Raw genomic sequence first — 17,737 nt, forward strand, 5'->3', positions numbered from 1 at the left:
AGAAATAAAAAAGCTCATTGAATTTCCCTCATTATTAAAATTAATCAACGTTCAACGGTGGGACATCCCGACCCTGACGTTGGTAAAACTCCGTCACAAAGCTCTCTAATTTACCCTCTTCGATAGCCTTGCGTAAACCCGCCATTAAGCGCTGATAGTAGCGAAGATTATGGATGGTGTTGAGACGCGCGCCCAGAATTTCATTGCAACGGTCAAGATGATGCAAATAAGCGCGTGAATAATGACGACAGGTGTAGCAATCGCACTCAGCGTCGAGTGGGCTGGTGTCGCTCTTATGTTTCGCGTTACGGATTTTTACCACGCCGTCGGTGACAAACAGGTGTCCGTTACGGGCGTTACGCGTTGGCATGACGCAGTCGAACATGTCGATACCGCGACGCACACCTTCCACCAGATCTTCCGGTTTGCCCACTCCCATCAGGTAGCGTGGTTTGTCTGCCGGGATTTGCGGACAAACATGTTCCAGAATGCGATGCATGTCTTCCTTTGGCTCCCCGACAGCCAGACCGCCGACAGCGTAGCCATCAAAGCCAATCTCCACCAGACCTTTGACGGAGATATCGCGTAAATCTTCGTAAACGCTGCCCTGAATAATGCCGAACAGCGCATTTTTGTTTTGCAGGGAGTCAAAACGATCGCGGCTGCGTTTTGCCCAACGCAGGGACATTTCCATCGAGCGCTTAGCGTAATCCCAGTCCGCCGGGTACGGCGTACATTCGTCGAAGATCATCACGATGTCGGAACCGAGATCGTACTGAATCTCCATGGATTTTTCAGGATCGAGGAAAATCGGATCGCCGTTGATCGGGTTGCGGAAATGCACGCCCGCCTCGGTGATTTTGCGGATATCGCCCAGGCTGAAGACCTGGAAGCCGCCGGAATCGGTCAGGATCGGCCCTTTCCACTGCATGAAATCATGCAAATCGCCATGCAGCTTCATGATTTCCTGGCCAGGACGCAGCCACAGGTGGAAAGTGTTGCCGAGAATAATCTGTGCGCCAGTGGCTTCAACTTCTTCCGGCGTCATCCCTTTTACGGTGCCGTAAGTGCCAACGGGCATAAACGCTGGCGTTTCAACTACGCCACGATCAAAGACCAGGCGACCGCGGCGTGCGCGACCGTCTGTGGTATCCAGTTCAAATTTCATTTTTACTCCAGCGTCAGAAAGACAGTCTGACGTATTAACCCAGCGCCGCGGAATCAGTCCCCAACGCGTTCTTGAATAGCGGACGGATTGTACGTGATGTACATGGCATCCCCGTAGCTAAAAAAGCGATATTTTTGTTCTACCGCAGACTTGTAAGCGTTCATGGTGTGCTGATAACCCGCAAAGGCAGACACCAGCATGATCAGCGTCGACTCTGGCAGGTGGAAGTTGGTCACCAGCGCGTCGATGACTTTGTACTGATAGCCTGGGTAGATAAAGATCTGCGTGTCGCCGAAGAAAGGTTCGATCAGGTCAGTTTTCGCTGCCTGCGCCGCGCTTTCCAGTGAACGAACGGAGGTCGTACCTACTGCGACAACTCTGCTTCCGCGCGCTTTTGCCGCCAATACCGCATCAACAACATCCTGCGGCACTTCGGCATATTCAGAGTGCATGATGTGATCTTCGATGCTGTCTACGCGCACCGGCTGGAAGGTTCCCGCGCCCACGTGCAGCGTGACGAACGCCATCTCAATGCCTTTCTCACGCAGTTTCGCCAGCAGCGGCTCATCAAAATGCAGGCCAGCGGTTGGCGCAGCAACAGCGCCAGGTTTTTGGCTGTAGACGGTCTGATACAGCTCGCGGTCAGCGTCTTCATCCGGCCTGTCGATATACGGCGGCAGCGGCATGTGGCCGATGGCGTTGAGGATATCCAGCACCGGGCGTTGGTCATTAAACTCAACTTCAAACAGCGCATCGTGACGCGCCAACATCGTGGCATGAATGCTTTCATCCTCACCCAGCAGCAGCTCCGCACCCGGCTTCGGCGCTTTGGACGCGCGAATATGTGCCAGAATACGTTTATCGTCGAGCATGCGCTCCACCAGCACTTCAATCTTGCCGCCGCTGGCTTTGCGGCCAAACAGACGCGCCGGGATCACCCGGGTATTGTTAAAGACCAGCAGGTCGCCAGGGTTGAGCTTGTCGAGCAGATCGGTGAAAGTACCGTGCGTCAGCGCGCCCGTTGGCCCGTCTAAGGATAACAATCGGCAGCTACTGCGCTCCGGCTGTGGATAGTGGGCAATCAGGGATTCGGGCAGTTCAAAAGAAAAATCAGCGACGCGCATGACGGTAACTCAGACATAATAAAGAGGCGGGTAGTCTAGTGGCAGGCTGCTTTTGCTGCAACCTGTAAGCCTTTAAATAAGGAAAGCCTACAAATGAACTTTCTCGCTCATCTGCATTTAGCGCATCTTGCCGACAGCTCTTTATCGGGCAATTTACTGGCCGATTTCGTGCGCGGCAATCCGGATGAGCTGTATTCCCCGGAGGTCGTGAGCGGGATCTACATGCACCGTCGGATAGACGTGCTGACGGATAATTTGCCGGAAGTGAAAGCCGCCCGTGACTGGTTCCGTCCGGAGACCCGCCGCGTCGCGCCCATTACGCTGGACGTGATGTGGGATCATTTTCTTTCACGCCACTGGTCTCAGCTTTCTCCAGAGCTGTCGCTGCCTGATTTTGTGCACTACGCCCATGCTCAGATTACTGAAATCCTGCCCGAGTCACCTGAGCGTTTCATCAATCTGAACGAGTATCTGTGGTCTGAGCGCTGGCTTGAGCGCTACCGGGAAATGGATTTTATCCAGCGAGTGCTGAACGGGATGGCGAGCCGTCGTCCGCGCCTCGATGCCTTACGCGATTCCTGGCAGGATTTGGACACGAATTACGAACAGTTGGAAGAAACCTTCTGGACGTTTTACCCGCGCATGATGGCGCAGGCACAGGCGCGAGCACTTTAAAACTTGCGCTTCATCACAAAACGATTATGCTGAAACAGTTGGAAATATAACAATTGATAGGTAAAACCTGTCTCAACGATTGCCAACGCCTCTTTGTATCACCTGTTACCTCTCCCTATACTGGCCCGCGTTGCGTTCCATTAACCTTATAAATCTAGAGGAGAACCTCATGGTTCTGGTAACTCGTCCTGCTCCTGACTTTACTGCCGCTGCTGTACTGGGTAACGGCGAAATCGTTGATAACTTCAACTTCAAACAGCACACCGCTGGCAAAGCGACCGTCCTGTTCTTCTGGCCAATGGACTTCACCTTCGTCTGCCCATCTGAGCTGATCGCGTTCGACAAGCGTTACGAAGAATTCCAGAAGCGTGGCGTTGAAGTGGTTGGCGTTTCTTTTGACTCTGAGTTTGTCCATAACGCATGGCGCAACACCCCTGTCGACAAAGGCGGCATCGGTGCAGTGAAATACGCGATGGTTGCGGACATCAAACGTGAAATCCAGCAGGCTTACGGCATCGAACATCCGGACGCGGGCGTTGCTCTGCGTGGTTCTTTCCTGATCGACGCTAACGGCATCGTCCGTCACCAGGTGGTGAACGACCTGCCACTGGGCCGTAACATCGACGAAATGCTGCGTATGGTTGACGCGCTGCAGTTCCACGAAGAGCACGGCGAAGTGTGCCCGGCTCAGTGGGAAAAAGGCAAAGAAGGTATGGCCGCTTCCCCAGCAGGCGTAGCTAAATACCTGACTGAGAACGTCAACGGCCTGTAATCTGCGCTGATTGATGGATGAAAGGCTCGCGAATGCGGGCCTTTTTTGTGGGTTGAGATCGGCACACGCCCCTCTCCCTAACCCTCTCCCGCGGGGAGAGGGAACTGTTCGGCGCTGTTTTCTCCCTCTCCCCGCGGGAGAGGGGCCGGGGAGAGGGGGATCAGACAACTCATTGATCAAAAAGCGAAGCAAGAGCACCCCAGCACGCCCCAAAACGCCTGGTCATCCGACACCGGAATGCCTGACTTCCTTGCGATATCATGGGAATGCCCGTGCACACCGCAGCTGCCGATACACTGGTGCATCTGTACGACTGCGCCCACTTTCCCCATCGCTGGCGGCGCAGACCGATAATGGCCTGGTACTTTCACCACGGGCGACCAGTCTGGCACCACCGGAATGGCTGGCGGCGCAAGCGGCGTGAAATGCCCGGCGGCGTACACTACTTTGCCATCTACGATGGTTAATACCGACTCAATCCCTTTGATTTCCTCTTCCGGCACGCGGAAGTAGTCCTTCGACAGCACCACCAAATCCGCAAGCTGATCGGCAACAATACGGCCTTTTTTGCCCTGTTCGCTGGAGAACCACGCACTGCCTGCTGTCCACAGTTCCAGTGCCACATCACGCGGCAGGCGGTTGTTATCGTCGTACATCGACAGACCGCCGACAGTACGCCCGGACACCAGCCAGTAAAGCGCCGTCCACGGGTTGTAGCTCGCCACGCGGGTCGCATCGGTGCCCAAACCAACCGGCACATCCAGCTCCAGCATTTTCGCCACTGGCGGGGTGTGTTTCACGGCCTCTTTGCCGTATCTGTCGACAAAATATTCGCCCTGGAATGCCATGCGGTGCTGCACCGCAATCCCGCCGCCCAGCGCTTTAACGCGTTCAATATTGCGTTCGGTGATGGTTTCCGCATGGTCAAAGAACCAGTGCAGGCCATTGAACGGAATATCGCGATTCACCTTCTCGAACACATCCAGCATCCGGCTGATGGATTCGTCATAAGTGGCGTGCAGGCGGAACGGCCAGCGGTGTTCCACCAGATGGCGTACCACGCGCTCCAGTTCATCTTCCATACCCTGTGGCAAATCAGGACGCGGCTGAAGGAAATCTTCGAAATCCGCCGCGGAAAAGACCAGCATCTCCCCTGCCCCATTCGCGCGATAAAAATCCGTGCCCTGACCGGGTTTAAGCATGTCGGTCCAGCGCTCGAAATCTTCCAGTTCTTGTTTCGGACGCTGGGTAAACAGGTTGTAGGCGATACGTACGGTCATCTGATCTTTGGCGTGGAGCTGCTCGATGATTTCGTAATCTTCCGGGTAGTTCTGGAAGCCGCCGCCCGCATCGATGGCGCTGGTTAAGCCCAGGCGATTCAACTCGCGCATAAACTGACGCGTGGAGTTCACCTGCATCTCCAGCGGCAGTTTGGGCCCTTTCGCCAGGGTGGAATAGAGGATCATGGCGTTGGGTTTCGCCACCAGCATGCCTGTCGGATTACCGTTGCTGTCACGCACAATTTCACCGCCCGCAGGATCAGGCGTTTCTTTGGTGTACCCCACCGCTTTCAGCGCCGCACGGTTCAGCAGCGCACGGTCATAAAGGTGCAGCACAAACACAGGCGTGTCCGGTGCAGCTTCATTCAGCTCTTCAATCGTCGGCATCCGGCGCTCGGCAAACTGGAATTCACTCCAGCCGCCCACCACGCGTACCCACTGCGGTGACGGCGTGCGATCGGCCTGATCTTTCAGCATTCGCAGCGCATCCGCGAGCGAAGGCACACCTTCCCAGCGCAGTTCAAGGTTGTAATTCAGCCCACCACGAATCAGGTGCAGGTGCGAGTCATTCAGGCCCGGGATCACCGTGTGCCCTTTAAGATCGACAATCTGCGTGCCGTCAGTGGCATAGCTCATGATTTGATCGTGGCTCCCGGTCGCGAGGATTTTGCCGTTGGCAATCGCGACCGCTTGCGCGAGAGGGTTTTCCCGATCCAGGGTATGGATTTCGCCATGGGTCAGGATCAATGTGGCTTGTTGAGACATTTCAGACTCCTCAAACCGGCTCAGGCTTTTTTCAGCCAGCCGGCGAAAATTCGGGTAACGATGGGCATCCACAGCCAGACAACCAGCGCCACCACGCAGGCATCGTTAATCAGATGCAGCAGCAAGGTGCCTTTCAGGCCAGGAAACAGCAGGCCGGTAATAGCCGGCACCAGGTTGGTGCTCGGGAAAATCACCAGCAGCGTGATGAGGAACTGTTTCCAGCGCCTGGGTTGACGCACATGCGGCGCAGGCGGGGTAAACCAGAAAGCCGCCTCAGTTTTGACTTCGGTATGATCGCCTTCGGTCAGCAGCGGCGTGATCTCATCCACCAGCTGCTTGCGGGTTTCAGATTGCGTCCAGGCGTAGAGATGTTCGAGCGTGTCGAAGCGAATGATGATGTTCCACATGCCCTGCCCGTCCGTGGGGCGAATAACGTTGGCGCCAAGATGGCCGGGAAATTCCGCCGCGACCGGCATTATCCTGCACAGCCACGCTTCGTATTCCCCGCTGTCTTCAGGCCGCAAAGCATGGGTGATAACCAGAGTCACATGTTTTTTTTGCGTCATGGCAAAGATCCCCGGCTGTCGCAAACAGGCGGGCGAACGCCCGCCACCGCGTTACGCTTTACGTTCAGGCGCACCGTGAACCAAAGTGTAGGCGTAATCGACGCCCATGCCGTAAGCGCCACTGTGTTCGCGCACCAGATCCATGACTGCGTCGTAGGTACCTTTGCGTGACCAGTCCCGCTGATACTCAAGCAGCACCTGCTGCCAGGTCACAGGCACCGCGCCAGCTTGCACCATGCGGTCGATTGCTCGTTCGTGAGCGTCAACAGACGTGCCACCGGACGTATCGGTCACCACGTAAACTTCAAAGCCTTCGTCCAGCGCCATCAGCGCCGGGAAAGTCAGGCACACTTCAGTCCACAGCGCAGAGATAATGAGTTTTTTTCGCCCGGTCGCTTTGACCGCCTCGACAAACGCCTTGTCTTCCCAGGAGTTCATCGATGTCCGTTCAATCGGTTTGACGTCAGGGTGCACAGCCAGTAATTCCGGCCAGATATAGCCGCTAAAACTTTTGGTTTCGACAGAGGTATAAATCACCGGCACATTGAATATCTTCCCGGCTTTGGCGAGCGCCACAGTATTATTTTTCAGCGTCTGACGGTCAATATTTGCCACACCAAAAGACATTTGCGGCTGGTGGTCGATAAAAATAAGCGCAGAATTCTGCGGGTCGATCAGTTCCCGAATAGACATAACACACCTTCGTAATCAATAAGTTGAAAGGCAACGGTCTAAGACTGTTGTAAACAGTTGGATCCTGACTGATAAGGCAAAGTGAGTATAGGCGGAAATTTCTAACGAGTTATTAAAGAAATTTTTCTGTTTTATGACCAGCTGCTTAGAGAATATATTCTGAAAAATTCATACCCTGTGAAAACTATTATCAGGCTTAGTCAAAAAATTACGCGCCCGCGTTCTAAATTATTCACTGGCATTGAATAAGCGCTTCAGTAAGACTTTACTTATTCTCCGATTACCGACTTTTTCCGCCATGCGCTTAAATCTTGAAGTGTTGCTTATTCTCGATGCCCTCGATAAACACGGCTCTTTTGCCACTGCCGCTGAATCACTGTTTAAAACGCCTGCGGCACTCAGCTACATGATCCAGAAGCTGGAAAGCGATCTGGACATTACCCTGCTGGATCGCTCCGGCCATCGCGCAAAATTTACCGATACTGGCCGAATGATGCTGGAAAAAGGGCGACTGCTGCTGAACGCCGCGAAAGACCTGGAAAAACAGGCAGTACAGGTGCAGTCCGGCTGGGAAAAAGAGCTGTCGATTGCGCTGGATGACTCTTTCCCCTTTGCCGCACTTTTACCGTTGATTGATGAGTTCCATGCCCTGAATAAACAAACGCGGCTGAACTTTACCCATCACACGCTGGCCGGTTCATGGGAAGAATTAACCCACCACGGCGCGGATATGATTTTAGGAGCGATCAACGAGCCGCCAACGTCCGGCGCGTGGTCGTACAAAATGCTCGGCACGCTGGACAATGTGTTTGTGGTTGCCCCTTCTCACCCTTTGGCGCAGACCCAAACGCCTCTTTCCAACGATCAGCTTTGTCTGCATCGGGCCGTGGTCATCAGCGACAGCGCGCGCAGCTGTCAGCCGATCAACAGCAATCTCATGGACGAACAGCCGCAAATCCGTGTCGATGATTTTCACACTAAGCTGACGCTGTTACGCGCGGGAATGGGCTGCGGTTTTCTGCCACGCCACATTGCACGTCCGTGGCTGGAAAATGGCGAGCTGCTGGAAAAAGAAGTGGTGTCATTTCGTGAAAAAGACGTGGCCTATATGGCCTGGCGCAACCACAGTGACGGGCTGGCGCAGCGCTGGTGGCGGGAAGCGTTGTTGAGCGATGGCGTACTGGAGCATTTGTACCATTGAAGATACGCCGGGTGGCGCTGTGCTTTAAACCAGTCAGCTGTTTATGCTGTCTGATGCCCTCTCCCCCGGCCCCTCTCCCACAGGGCGAGGGGGGCAAACCCTAAAAATCCTCTCAAGAGAGGATTTTGCTACTTACCTCGCCGCCGGGCAATTTAATGCCCGAGCCACACCGAAGCAGAAATAGCGGGCAGCGTTAAGACATCATCGGCCAACGTGCCTTTGCCCTCTTTCAGCAGCCACTCTTTGACCACCAGCAGCGGCGAAGCGTCGAGCACCACTTCACACGGCTCACCGCGATTTATCGCCACCAGTACCCGCTGTTGCTTCAACACACGCACAAAGACCACCACGTTATCTTCCGCATAAATCACCTGACAGCCACCGTGGCGCAAGGCCTGAGAGCGTTGACGAAGCTTTGCCATTCGCTGATACAGGGAAAACAGCGTCAGATCCTGTTTTTCTTTCTGCCACGGGAAGGGCTTGCGGCAGAACGGATCGTTGTTGCCATCCAGCCCTACTTCATCGCCGTAGTAGATACACGGCACGCCAGGCCAGGTAAACAACCACACCACCGCCAGCGGCAAACGCGCCACATCTTTGCCAAGTAGCGATTTAAAACGCGCAGTATCGTGGCTATCAAGCTGATTAAACATTCGCAGCTGCTGCTGATGCGACAGGCCAGCGCGGTAGTTGTCCATCCACACCATGCAGGTCTGGGCATCGATCAGTTGCGGATCGTAGGAAATATCGGTGTTCGCCAGAAATCCCCATAGCGGGAAGGTAAACCCGCGATAGTTCATCGCCGCGTCCTCAGCATCAGCCTGCAGCCACTGCCGCGCATCGCCAAAATGTTCACCCAGAATGTAGGCTTCCGGCTGCGTTTCTTTGGCCGCTTTGGTGATCCCTGAGATGTGCTGAAGATTGTTCCGCGCCCCGCCCGCTTCGCCGAGCATATGCACCACGTCGAGCCGCCAGCCGTCCATGCTCCACGGCGTTTTTAGCCAGTGGCGCACGATGCTGTCTTCACCGCGATAGATTTCGTTGATCAGCGTTTCAGAGCTGAAATCGAGCTTCGGCAGGCTGGCATAACCCAGCCAGTCCAGCGCTTTACCTTCCTCAGAGAAGCTGTACCAGTCGCGCCAGTGCGATGAAGGATTGTGGCATGCGCCATCGGTGCCGCGGTTATGTCTGTCAAACCAGCCGTGTGAGTCTCCACTGTGGTTAAACACGCCGTCGAGGATCAGCTTCATGCCCTCACAACGGGTGTTGTGGCGCAACCTTAATAAGGCCTGATCGCCGCCAAACTGCGGATCGACATGGCGGTAATCTTCAGTGTCGTATTTGTGCACGCTCGGCGCGACAAAAACGGGGTTAAGATACAGCGCGGTGACGCCGAGCTTTTTCAGGTACGGCAGCTTTTCGCTGATCCCGTCCAGATCACCGCCGTAAAAGGTGGAGCCGCCCGCTTCGGCAGTCAGCGGTTCGTCCCACTCACGCAGCACGATGTCACGGCCGGCAGCGTGATGATAATAGACGTTGTCCTGCTCCGCTGAACGGGGCTCAGTTCGGGCAAAACGATCGGGGAAGATTTGATAGAACACCTGATCGGCCACCCACTGCGGGCCGATATCCGGCACGTCTACCGCAAACTGTTCAAGGCGTGCTGGCGGGAAACGGCTAAACCCTTGCGGGGTAAACCAGCGCTGGCGATTTTCCCACAGCAGTTTGAAACTGTAACGACGACGCGGCTGTCCATTATTCAACGGGATCTCCGCCCGCCAGGCCGTCACGCCCGGTTGCGGTTCACTGCGCAAGCGGTGCATCGGCAGCGAGATCTCTTCGTTGTCTTCTTCTGCCCGTAACGTCACGCGCAGCGGTGGTGTTTCACCGCTCAGCCAAAGCGTGATGGCCAGCCGGTCCTGCTGCTGTTTAGTGAACGGTGCCACAGGCAGATGCCATGCCTTCAACATCATCTTTCCCCTTTGTCCAAATTGCGTTCACCTTGCCACAGACTGGCTACGTATGACTCATCATTATGCCGCGATTTGGGGGAGGAGCGAGGGGGAGGAGACTCCATCGATAATGACTTTTACTTCTCGACAAACAGTAATGCAATGGCACTTTCAAGCATGCTAAAGACAACCTGCGGATCGGGCTTATCGAGTGCCCCCAACGCCAGGCCACGCTCGAGCGTAACGATAAAGCAGGCTAACGTGGCGGGAGTCATGTGACCAGGCAACTCCCCGACTTTCTGTGCCAGACGGGCTTCTTCTTCCAGCCACTGAACAAACGCCGCGCGTTCATCCCGCAATTGGTTGGCCAATTCCCCTTCGCCGGTCTGAAACGCCAATGCGGAGAAAGTCATCATGCAACCCAAAGGTTTATCGCTACAGCTAAACAAGGTAAATGCTGCTGTCAAAAAAGCGGCAATACGTTGTTGAAAGCTCAACGTTTTATTATCGAGAGTTTGCTGAAGCCCTCGCAACCACGTCTGGCGATAGTAGGCCAGGGCAGCAGCGTACATCCCTTCTTTGTTGCCAAAAGCCAGATACAAAGAGGCGGGTTTCATGCCTGTTGCCTGAGTCAAATCCGCGATGGAGGTCGACGCATAGCCTTGTGAAGCAAAGACCTGAAAAAGTGTCTCGACTAACTTATCTTCCGACATGAGCTTTGGCCGCCCAGTTTTCTTGCCTTTTATCATGACGTTACCTTACGTTCTACTATTTTCGGATAGCGTATTTTACCTTATTTTTGAGTAATCGCTAAAAAAATATTTGCACTCTTGATTCAGTCGGGCTATATATTTTAGCGAACGCTAAAAAACATCACCTAAGGATAACATCATGAAAAAGATCATTATCGCTTCAATCCTGGCAGTCAGCGCAATCCCTGCTTTTGCACAAAACACCACAGAAATTACTCAGGCGCACCAATGTGAACTGTTGCGAGTCGGGAGCATCACCGCCTCTTCCGGCACCCTTGATGAGTTAACGCATCAACTTGCGGCAAAAGCACAGAATGCCGGGGCTGATTATTTTCGGATCACCCATCTGAATACCAATCAGCTCGGTTATGCCACGGCAACGCTTTATAACAATGCCGATGCCAAAGCGTAATTAGGGACAACTCATTTGTTGATAATTAAAAATGAGTGGCCACACAGACCGCAGTACTTTTTACCAGGAAATACATTATGAAAAAGTCACTGAAAATTGCACTTATCGCCTCTCACCTCGCACTGTTTGGTATTGGTTTCGGCGCAGGTATATATATCTTACCGGTCCTGACCGCGGAAAAAAACTCCACCACGGAAGAGATTCAAACCGTTAAAGACAATGCACGCTATAACGGTGTCTTTGATAAGAACCAGAAAGGCAGCAATGCTGTGCACTGGGCAGAAGGCAAGCTGTACGTGAATGATAAAGAGATAGCTTTTGAAGGCAGCGTTGCGCCCGGACCGGATTACAAAATTTACTTAACCAAAACCCAGGCCAACGATCGTGAATCCTTCATGAAAATCAAAGAAGACTCACTTTATATTGGCGACCTTAAAAACTTCGGTAATTTCAAAAAGAGCCTGCCAAATGGTGTCAATATCGATGAGTACACCACCGTACAAATCTGGTGTGAGAAATTTGAACAGTTTATTTCTTCGGCCTCATTTAAATAAACAAGTTCAAAGCGAAATACACTTATCCTGACCATAAGTGGTGGGTGTTCACCTTATTAACACCCGTTCACTCCTTAAGGAGAAATGCGATGAAACTCAATAAGCCTTCTTCTGTTCTGTATCGCCATGAAATGAATCTGGTTAGAGTGACCGTTGTTTTGCTGTTCTTTATTTACGGCAACCTGAAATGGTTTGCGCCTGAAATGCATCTGGTGGATACACTTACCCATGAAACCTGGCTCTCTTTTTTGCCGAGGTGGTTGGGTCAGGATGGCACCAGCTACTTTCTGGCTGTTGTTCAGGCGGCTATCTCCGTCGCGCTGTTGGGGGGAATCGTGTTTCCTGTACTTGGAATAACCGGTGGTCTGGCCGCGATTGCATCGGCGTTGATAACGCTAAATCTGCTTCCCGCAGCAATGAGCGAGAGTGTCATCGGCCTTGCGCTGAAAGAAATATTGCTGGCAAGCGCAGCGGCGGCCATTGTGTATTTCGACTTCCGCGTGTTTTTCCAACAGCGACTGGTGATTATCGAATGACTGCAATTACAAAAAACCCGGCGCGCGGCCGGGTCTGAGGAATTACTGAGCCAACGCTCGCTGCTTATCGCGGCGCACTTTAAACTGCCAGCCAACCAGCAGCAGCGCAATCCACGCAAAGCCGACATACAGCGAAATGCGGGTATCCGGGTGCCAGCCAATCAGCACGATGATAAACACCAGGAACAGCAGGCCCACAATCGTAGTGAAGACCCCGCCAGGCACTTTAAATTTCAATGCGTTGACTTCTTCCGGCGGCAGACGGCGACGGAAGGCAACTTGTGATAACAAAATCATGATCCACACCCATACGGTCGCGAAAGTCGCCAGCGAAGCAATCACCAGGAACACGTTTTCCGGCATGATGTAGTTCAGGTACACCGCCAGCAGCAACGCGACAGTCATGACCGCAACCGTCACCCACGGCACACCGCGACGTGAGGTTTTGGCGAAGATTTTTGGCGCACTGCCCTGCTCGGCCATGCCGTGCAGCATGCGTCCTACGCCAAAGACGTCGGAGTTAATCGCCGAAAGCGAGGCTGTCAGCACCACAAAGTTGAGGATGCTGGCGGCGAAGGTGATGCCCAGATGCTGGAACGTCAGTACGAACGGGCTGCCGTTGGTGCCGACCTGGTTCCACGGGTAAATCGACATGATGACGAACAGCGTGCCCACATAGAACACCAGAATACGCATTGGCACGGAGTTAATCGCACGCGGAATGGATTTCTCCGGGTCTTTTGCTTCCCCGGCGGTGATGCCGATGATTTCAATGCCGCCGTAGGCAAACATCACCATCTGCAACGACATCACCATCCCGAGCCAACCGTTGCTGAAGAAGCCGCCGTTACTCCACAGGTTGTGAATGCCGGTTGGCTGGCCGCCGTTGCCGATACCCCAAATGATGATGCCGAAGCCTGCCGCTATCATCACAATGATGGTGGCGACCTTGAAGAAGGAGAACCAGAACTCCAGTTCACCGAACACTTTGACGCTCATCAGGTTGATCGAGCAAATGATGAGCACCACGCTCAGCACCCATATCCAGTGCGGCACCGCCGGGAACCAGACGCCCATGTAGATACCAAAGGCGGTCACGTCGGCAATCGCCACGATCAGGATTTCAAAGCAGTACGTCCAGCCGGTGATGTAGCCCGCGAGAGGACCTAAGTTATCCTGCGCATAGCGGGAGAAGGAGCTGGCAGACGGGTTGTGCACGGACATTTCACCGAGCGCACGCATGATAATGTAAGCGGCGACACCGCCGATGAGATAGGCCAGCAACACGCTGGGACCGGCCATTTTGATGGCGTCTGCCGAGCCATAAAAAAGACCGGTACCGATGGCCGAGCCGAGCGCCATAAAGCGAATGTGACGGGTACTTAGCCCGCGTTTTAGTTTGTTCTCTGTTTCCATGAATTCCACTGCCTTACCAAAAAACAAAACCACGGAGCCTGTAGCCCCGTGGTTAATTTTACTTCCGGAACGCTAATTAATGCGCGCTTGAAGTCACCTGACGGCCTGCTGCGCGATCCCAGCCAATGGCCAGCACGGTGGCTACGATGGTCGGCATCAGCCAGGCCAGGCCCTGCTCCGCCAAAGGCAGATGCGAGGTCCATGCCGGAAGGATTTCCGCAAATGCAGAGGCTTTAATGCCGTCCAGCAGACCGAACACCAGGCTGATAAACATCGCCGGGGCAATCACGCGGGTCGAATTATGCCACCAACCGCGGGTAAAACTTAATACCACGAGTGCGATACATGGCGGATAAATCGCGGTCAGCACCGGAATGGACACCTGAATCAGGTGGCTCAGACCCAGATTCGACACCACCATCGAGAACAAACCGAGGATAAAGACCAGCGAACGGTAAGAGAGCGGAAGGTACTGAGAGAAGAACTCGGCACAGGCGGTGGTCAGGCCAACGGCGGTCACCATACAGGCGATGAAGATCAGGGCGGCCAGCAGGAAGCTGCCTGCGCCACCAAAGGTGTGCTGTACATAAGCATGCAGGATGGCTGCACCGTTAGCATTTTGATCCACCAGTGAAGCACTGTCAGAGCCCAAACGGAACAGCGCCAGATACAGCAGCGTCAGGCCAACGCCTGCCATCAGACCCGCCCAAACGGTATAACGGGTCAGCAAACGCGCTTCAGTCACGCCGCGAGAACGCGCGGCGTTAACGATAACGATACCGAAGACCATTGCGCCCAGCGTATCCATAGTCAGATAACCGTTCACAAAACCGTTAGAGAAAGGTGCGGTCTGGTAGGCTTCCAGCGCATGGCTGATAGAACCGGCTGGCCACAAAATAGCGGCAACAGACAGCACAATCAGCGCGAGAATTTTCAGTGGCGCCAGGAAGTTGCCCACGGTATCCAGCAGTTTGCCCGGATAGAGCGACACCAGGATCACCAGCGCGAAATAGATAACGCTGTAAATCAGCAGCGGCAGCGCGCCATCGCCCGTCAGCGGCGCAATGCCCACTTCGAAGGAGACGGTTGCGGTACGCGGCGTCGCGAACAATGGGCCAACGGCCAGATAGCAGACGACTGCCAGCAAAATACCGGCAACTTTACCGATAGGTGTGCTCAGGCTGTCCACGCCGCCGCCCACTTTTGCCAGAGCAATAATGGTCAACACCGGCAGGCCCACTGCGGTTATCAGGAAACCAATAGCCGCCGTCCAGACGTGCTCGCCTGCCTGTAAGCCAACCATTGGAGGGAAGATGATGTTGCCGGCGCCAACGAACAACGCAAAGGTCATAAAGCCCAGGGCGATGATGTCGCGTGATTTTAACTGATGGGTCATAAACTCTTTACTGCCTGTGGATGTGGTGTTGAAAAATGAAAACGTCGCGCTTATCCCTGCGGAACAGAACAACGGCAAGAGCGTAATCGTTAGTGGGATATTCTCCCGATATTCGCGTGGAAAGAATTGTTATTGGGTTTACCACGCGAAAGCAGTCAGACTGCGACTGCAACGTGGGCAATTTAAACGCTTATAACGTTTTAAAGCAACATGGGATCGCAAAACCAGAGGATTATATCAACATGAAAACCCATACCAGCATGAATAACCAGTTATAAGAAAAACCCATGGCTTATCATGCGAACAAAAAAGCATCAGACGTTTGATAATTATCCACCGTTTGGTTAACCGGAAAGCGAAAAAACCGGCTTTCGCCGGTTTGTGTCAATCTTTCCTGCCACTCCTGACATCAGGCGATCTTTTTGGCAATCAAACGTTCCGGCAGCAGGAAGCTAAAGCGTGTCACTTTGCCCGGCTGGCTCTCGATATCGAGCCGGCTTTCGTGGTGATTCACCGCGTGCTTAACGATGGCTAACCCAAGACCGCTGCCGCCCGTCTGACGCGAGCGGGCTTTGTCGACACGGTAGAAGCGCTCAGTGAGACGCGGAATGTGTTCAGGCGCAATGCCCGGACCATTATCTTCCACGCTAAACAACGCACCGTGCGGCGCCCGCTGCCAGCACACCGTAATGGTCGTGCCTTCAGGCGTATGATTCACCGCGTTGTAAACAAGGTTCGACATCGCGCTACGTAACTGTTCTTCACTGCCCAGCACCGTGAGCGAATCATCTATCTCGAAATGCAGCGTGTGCTTTTTCTGACTGAGCGTTTGCGCTTCACGCTCCACCACTCGCAGCATCATTGGCACATCGATACGTTCATTTAACGCCGCCAGCGGTGCCGCTTCGATGCGCGAGAGCGTCAGTAGCTGGCGCACCAGTCCTTCCATTCGCTGCGTTTGCTCGCGCATGGTGTGCAGCGCTTTTTCACGCGGTGCCCCTTCCAGCGTTTGCTCCTGCATCATTTCCAGATACCCCTGCAACACCGTTAGCGGCGTGCGTAGCTCATGGCTGACGTTGGCAAAGAAGTTGCGCCGTGCGCCTTCCAGCTGGTGCATTTGGGTGACATCACGCGCCACCAGTAGCAGCTGTTTATCGGTATACGGCATCACGCGAATTTCCAGATGCCGCCCGGTGTTGAGCACCAGATTAAGCGGTTTGCTGAAGTCGCGGGTTTTGAGATAACGGGAGAATTCGGGGTAGCGCAGCAGGTTGAGGATGTTCTGGCCGTTATCGTCCGGCCAGCGCAGGTTCAGCATTTGCTGCGCCAGGCCATTACACCAGAACATCGCGCCCTCTTCGGTGGTCAATACCACCGCATCGGGTAAGGACTCTGCCCCACTGCGAAAGCGCTTAATCAGGCTGCCCAGCTCGCGACGGCGCTTTTTGTTACGCATCTGCATCTGGTGAAGCCCGTAAAGCAAGGGCTCCCAGCTGCCGCGGCCCGGAGGCGGCGTCATGCTGCGGTCAACCCACAGCCACCATGAGAGGCGCAGCAGGTTCCAGAAATGCCACACCAGCAGCCCGGTTACCGCCGCCAGTAAAAACCAGGGTAAGTAACCGAAAATAGCCCCGAGGATCAGAGCCGGGATACAACAGAGGATCAGCTCGAAAACCAGCCTTTTCCATGACAACCGTTCAAGCACGGGTCACACTCCAGTCAATTGTCAGAAACGGGCAGAGAAACGATAGCCCGTGCCGCGAACGGTTTGTACCATCCGATCGTGACCACTGTGTTCCAGCGCTTTACGCAGGCGGCGAATGTGCACATCGACCGTCCTGTCTTCCACATAAACGTTGGTTCCCCAGACGTTGTTCAACAGCTGTTCGCGGCTATAAACCCGTTCCGGGTGAGTCATAAAGAAGTGCAGCAGTTTAAATTCGGTTGGCCCCATGTCCAGCGGATTCTCGCCGGTCATCACGCGGTGCGAAGACGGATCGAGGCTTAATCCCTGCATCTCGATAACTTCTTCCACGGCCATCGGCGAAATACGACGCATGACCGCTTTAATACGTGCCACCAGCTCTTTCGGTGAGAAAGGCTTAGTGATGTAATCATCCGCACCGGTTTCCAGACCGCGAACCCTGTCTTCTTCTTCGCCACGCGCCGTCAGCATCACGACCGGAATGTCGCGGGTCAGCGCTTCGCGTTTCAGGTGCTTGATAAACTGGATCCCGGAACCGCCCGGCAGCATCCAGTCCAGCAGAACCAGATCGGGCCAGGGCTCATTCATCTGGTTAACGGCACTGTCATAATCTTCGGCTTCTAAAGGCTGGAAGCCATTTTGCTCCAGGACGAAGCACACCATCTCGCGGATCGGCGCTTCATCTTCAACGACCAGAATACGTCTCGCCATTATTTGTCCCGTGTTATTAGTCATATGTATGCAATGCGGCGCTAGTATGCGTCAGTTTT

At 54.1% G+C, this 17,737-nt stretch carries 17 protein-coding genes; 6 read left to right on the top strand and 11 right to left on the bottom strand.

Translation table 11 applies throughout. From position 1 onward, the window contains the following. Positions 1-40: 40 nt before the first annotated feature. Together tgt and queA are read right to left on the bottom strand one after the other, a co-directional pair. Positions 41-1,168: a tRNA guanosine(34) transglycosylase Tgt gene (gene tgt, locus ACRCWW_RS15780; RefSeq protein ID WP_330985316.1), complete on the bottom strand. Its 1,128-nt coding sequence runs from the start codon at positions 1,166-1,168 to the stop codon at positions 41-43. A gap of 53 nt (positions 1,169-1,221) precedes the next feature. Further along, the gene (gene queA, locus ACRCWW_RS15785) at positions 1,222-2,292 is read right to left on the bottom strand and encodes a tRNA preQ1(34) S-adenosylmethionine ribosyltransferase-isomerase QueA (protein ID WP_438683245.1); all 1,071 of its coding nucleotides are present in this window, start codon (positions 2,290-2,292) and stop codon (positions 1,222-1,224) included. Positions 2,293-2,385: 93 nt separating this feature from the next. Here queA and acpH point away from each other — a divergent pair, with 93 nt between their 5' ends. Continuing rightward, positions 2,386-2,967 (top strand): ACP phosphodiesterase, encoded by a 582-nt coding sequence (acpH, locus tag ACRCWW_RS15790; protein WP_438683246.1) that lies wholly within the window; start codon positions 2,386-2,388, stop codon positions 2,965-2,967. 169 nt (positions 2,968-3,136) lie between these two features. Continuing rightward, positions 3,137-3,739, top strand: coding sequence for a peroxiredoxin C (locus ACRCWW_RS15795; RefSeq protein ID WP_438683247.1), 603 nt, complete (start codon positions 3,137-3,139; stop codon positions 3,737-3,739). 176 nt (positions 3,740-3,915) lie between these two features. Here ACRCWW_RS15795 and ACRCWW_RS15800 read toward each other — a convergent pair whose 3' ends face one another. Genes ACRCWW_RS15800 through ACRCWW_RS15810 form a run of 3 tightly spaced genes read right to left on the bottom strand, consistent with a single transcriptional unit; the run spans position 3,916 to position 7,043 of the window. After that, on the bottom strand, positions 3,916-5,784 hold the full coding sequence (locus tag ACRCWW_RS15800; protein ID WP_438683248.1) for an amidohydrolase: 1,869 nt from the start codon (positions 5,782-5,784) through the stop codon (positions 3,916-3,918). Between the two features lie 20 nt (positions 5,785-5,804). Further along, positions 5,805-6,350, bottom strand: a complete 546-nt coding sequence (locus ACRCWW_RS15805) for an antibiotic biosynthesis monooxygenase (RefSeq protein ID WP_438683249.1) — start codon at positions 6,348-6,350, stop codon at positions 5,805-5,807. 51 nt (positions 6,351-6,401) lie between these two features. Further along, on the bottom strand, positions 6,402-7,043 hold the full coding sequence (locus ACRCWW_RS15810) for a hydrolase (protein WP_404657861.1): 642 nt from the start codon (positions 7,041-7,043) through the stop codon (positions 6,402-6,404). A gap of 298 nt (positions 7,044-7,341) precedes the next feature. On the opposite strand from ACRCWW_RS15810, the gene ACRCWW_RS15815 reads away from it, so the two are divergent. Beyond that, positions 7,342-8,244, top strand: a complete 903-nt coding sequence (locus tag ACRCWW_RS15815) for a LysR family transcriptional regulator (RefSeq protein WP_438683250.1) — start codon at positions 7,342-7,344, stop codon at positions 8,242-8,244. A 152-nt stretch (positions 8,245-8,396) separates the two neighbouring features. Here the strand turns inward: ACRCWW_RS15815 and malZ are convergent, their stop codons facing one another. Continuing rightward, complete coding sequence (gene malZ, locus ACRCWW_RS15820; RefSeq protein WP_438683251.1) at positions 8,397-10,217, bottom strand: maltodextrin glucosidase; 1,821 nt, start codon at positions 10,215-10,217, stop codon at positions 8,397-8,399. Between the two features lie 116 nt (positions 10,218-10,333). Continuing rightward, positions 10,334-10,909 carry a TetR/AcrR family transcriptional regulator gene (locus tag ACRCWW_RS15825; RefSeq protein ID WP_438683252.1) on the bottom strand — a complete coding sequence of 192 codons (576 nt, stop codon included), beginning with the start codon at positions 10,907-10,909 and terminating at the stop codon, positions 10,334-10,336. Between the two features lie 178 nt (positions 10,910-11,087). Between ACRCWW_RS15825 and ACRCWW_RS15830 the strand changes: the two genes are divergently transcribed. From ACRCWW_RS15830 to ACRCWW_RS15840, 3 genes are all read left to right on the top strand, one after another. Then, positions 11,088-11,360, top strand: a complete 273-nt coding sequence (locus ACRCWW_RS15830; RefSeq protein ID WP_438683253.1) for a DUF1471 domain-containing protein — start codon at positions 11,088-11,090, stop codon at positions 11,358-11,360. A gap of 77 nt (positions 11,361-11,437) precedes the next feature. Further along, entirely contained in the window at positions 11,438-11,914 is a 477-nt protein-coding gene (locus ACRCWW_RS15835) for a DM13 domain-containing protein (protein WP_438683254.1), read from the top strand. A gap of 89 nt (positions 11,915-12,003) precedes the next feature. Further along, complete coding sequence (locus ACRCWW_RS15840) at positions 12,004-12,450, top strand: hypothetical protein (RefSeq protein ID WP_438683255.1); 447 nt, start codon at positions 12,004-12,006, stop codon at positions 12,448-12,450. Positions 12,451-12,492: 42 nt separating this feature from the next. Here the strand turns inward: ACRCWW_RS15840 and proY are convergent, their stop codons facing one another. The 4 genes from proY to phoB form a co-directional block, all read right to left on the bottom strand. After that, positions 12,493-13,866, bottom strand: coding sequence for a proline-specific permease ProY (gene proY, locus ACRCWW_RS15845; protein ID WP_438683256.1), 1,374 nt, complete (start codon positions 13,864-13,866; stop codon positions 12,493-12,495). 76 nt (positions 13,867-13,942) lie between these two features. Continuing rightward, positions 13,943-15,262, bottom strand: a complete 1,320-nt coding sequence (gene brnQ, locus ACRCWW_RS15850) for a branched-chain amino acid transporter carrier protein BrnQ (protein ID WP_438683257.1) — start codon at positions 15,260-15,262, stop codon at positions 13,943-13,945. Between the two features lie 409 nt (positions 15,263-15,671). Beyond that, positions 15,672-16,967, bottom strand: coding sequence for a phosphate regulon sensor histidine kinase PhoR (gene phoR / locus ACRCWW_RS15855; protein ID WP_438683258.1), 1,296 nt, complete (start codon positions 16,965-16,967; stop codon positions 15,672-15,674). A 21-nt stretch (positions 16,968-16,988) separates the two neighbouring features. Continuing rightward, positions 16,989-17,678: a phosphate response regulator transcription factor PhoB gene (gene phoB, locus ACRCWW_RS15860; protein WP_330985328.1), complete on the bottom strand. Its 690-nt coding sequence runs from the start codon at positions 17,676-17,678 to the stop codon at positions 16,989-16,991. Between the last annotated feature and the right edge of the window lie 59 nt (positions 17,679-17,737).

The sequence above is a fragment of the Scandinavium sp. genome (assembly GCF_051650185.1).
Classification (GTDB): Bacteria; Pseudomonadota; Gammaproteobacteria; order Enterobacterales; family Enterobacteriaceae; genus Scandinavium.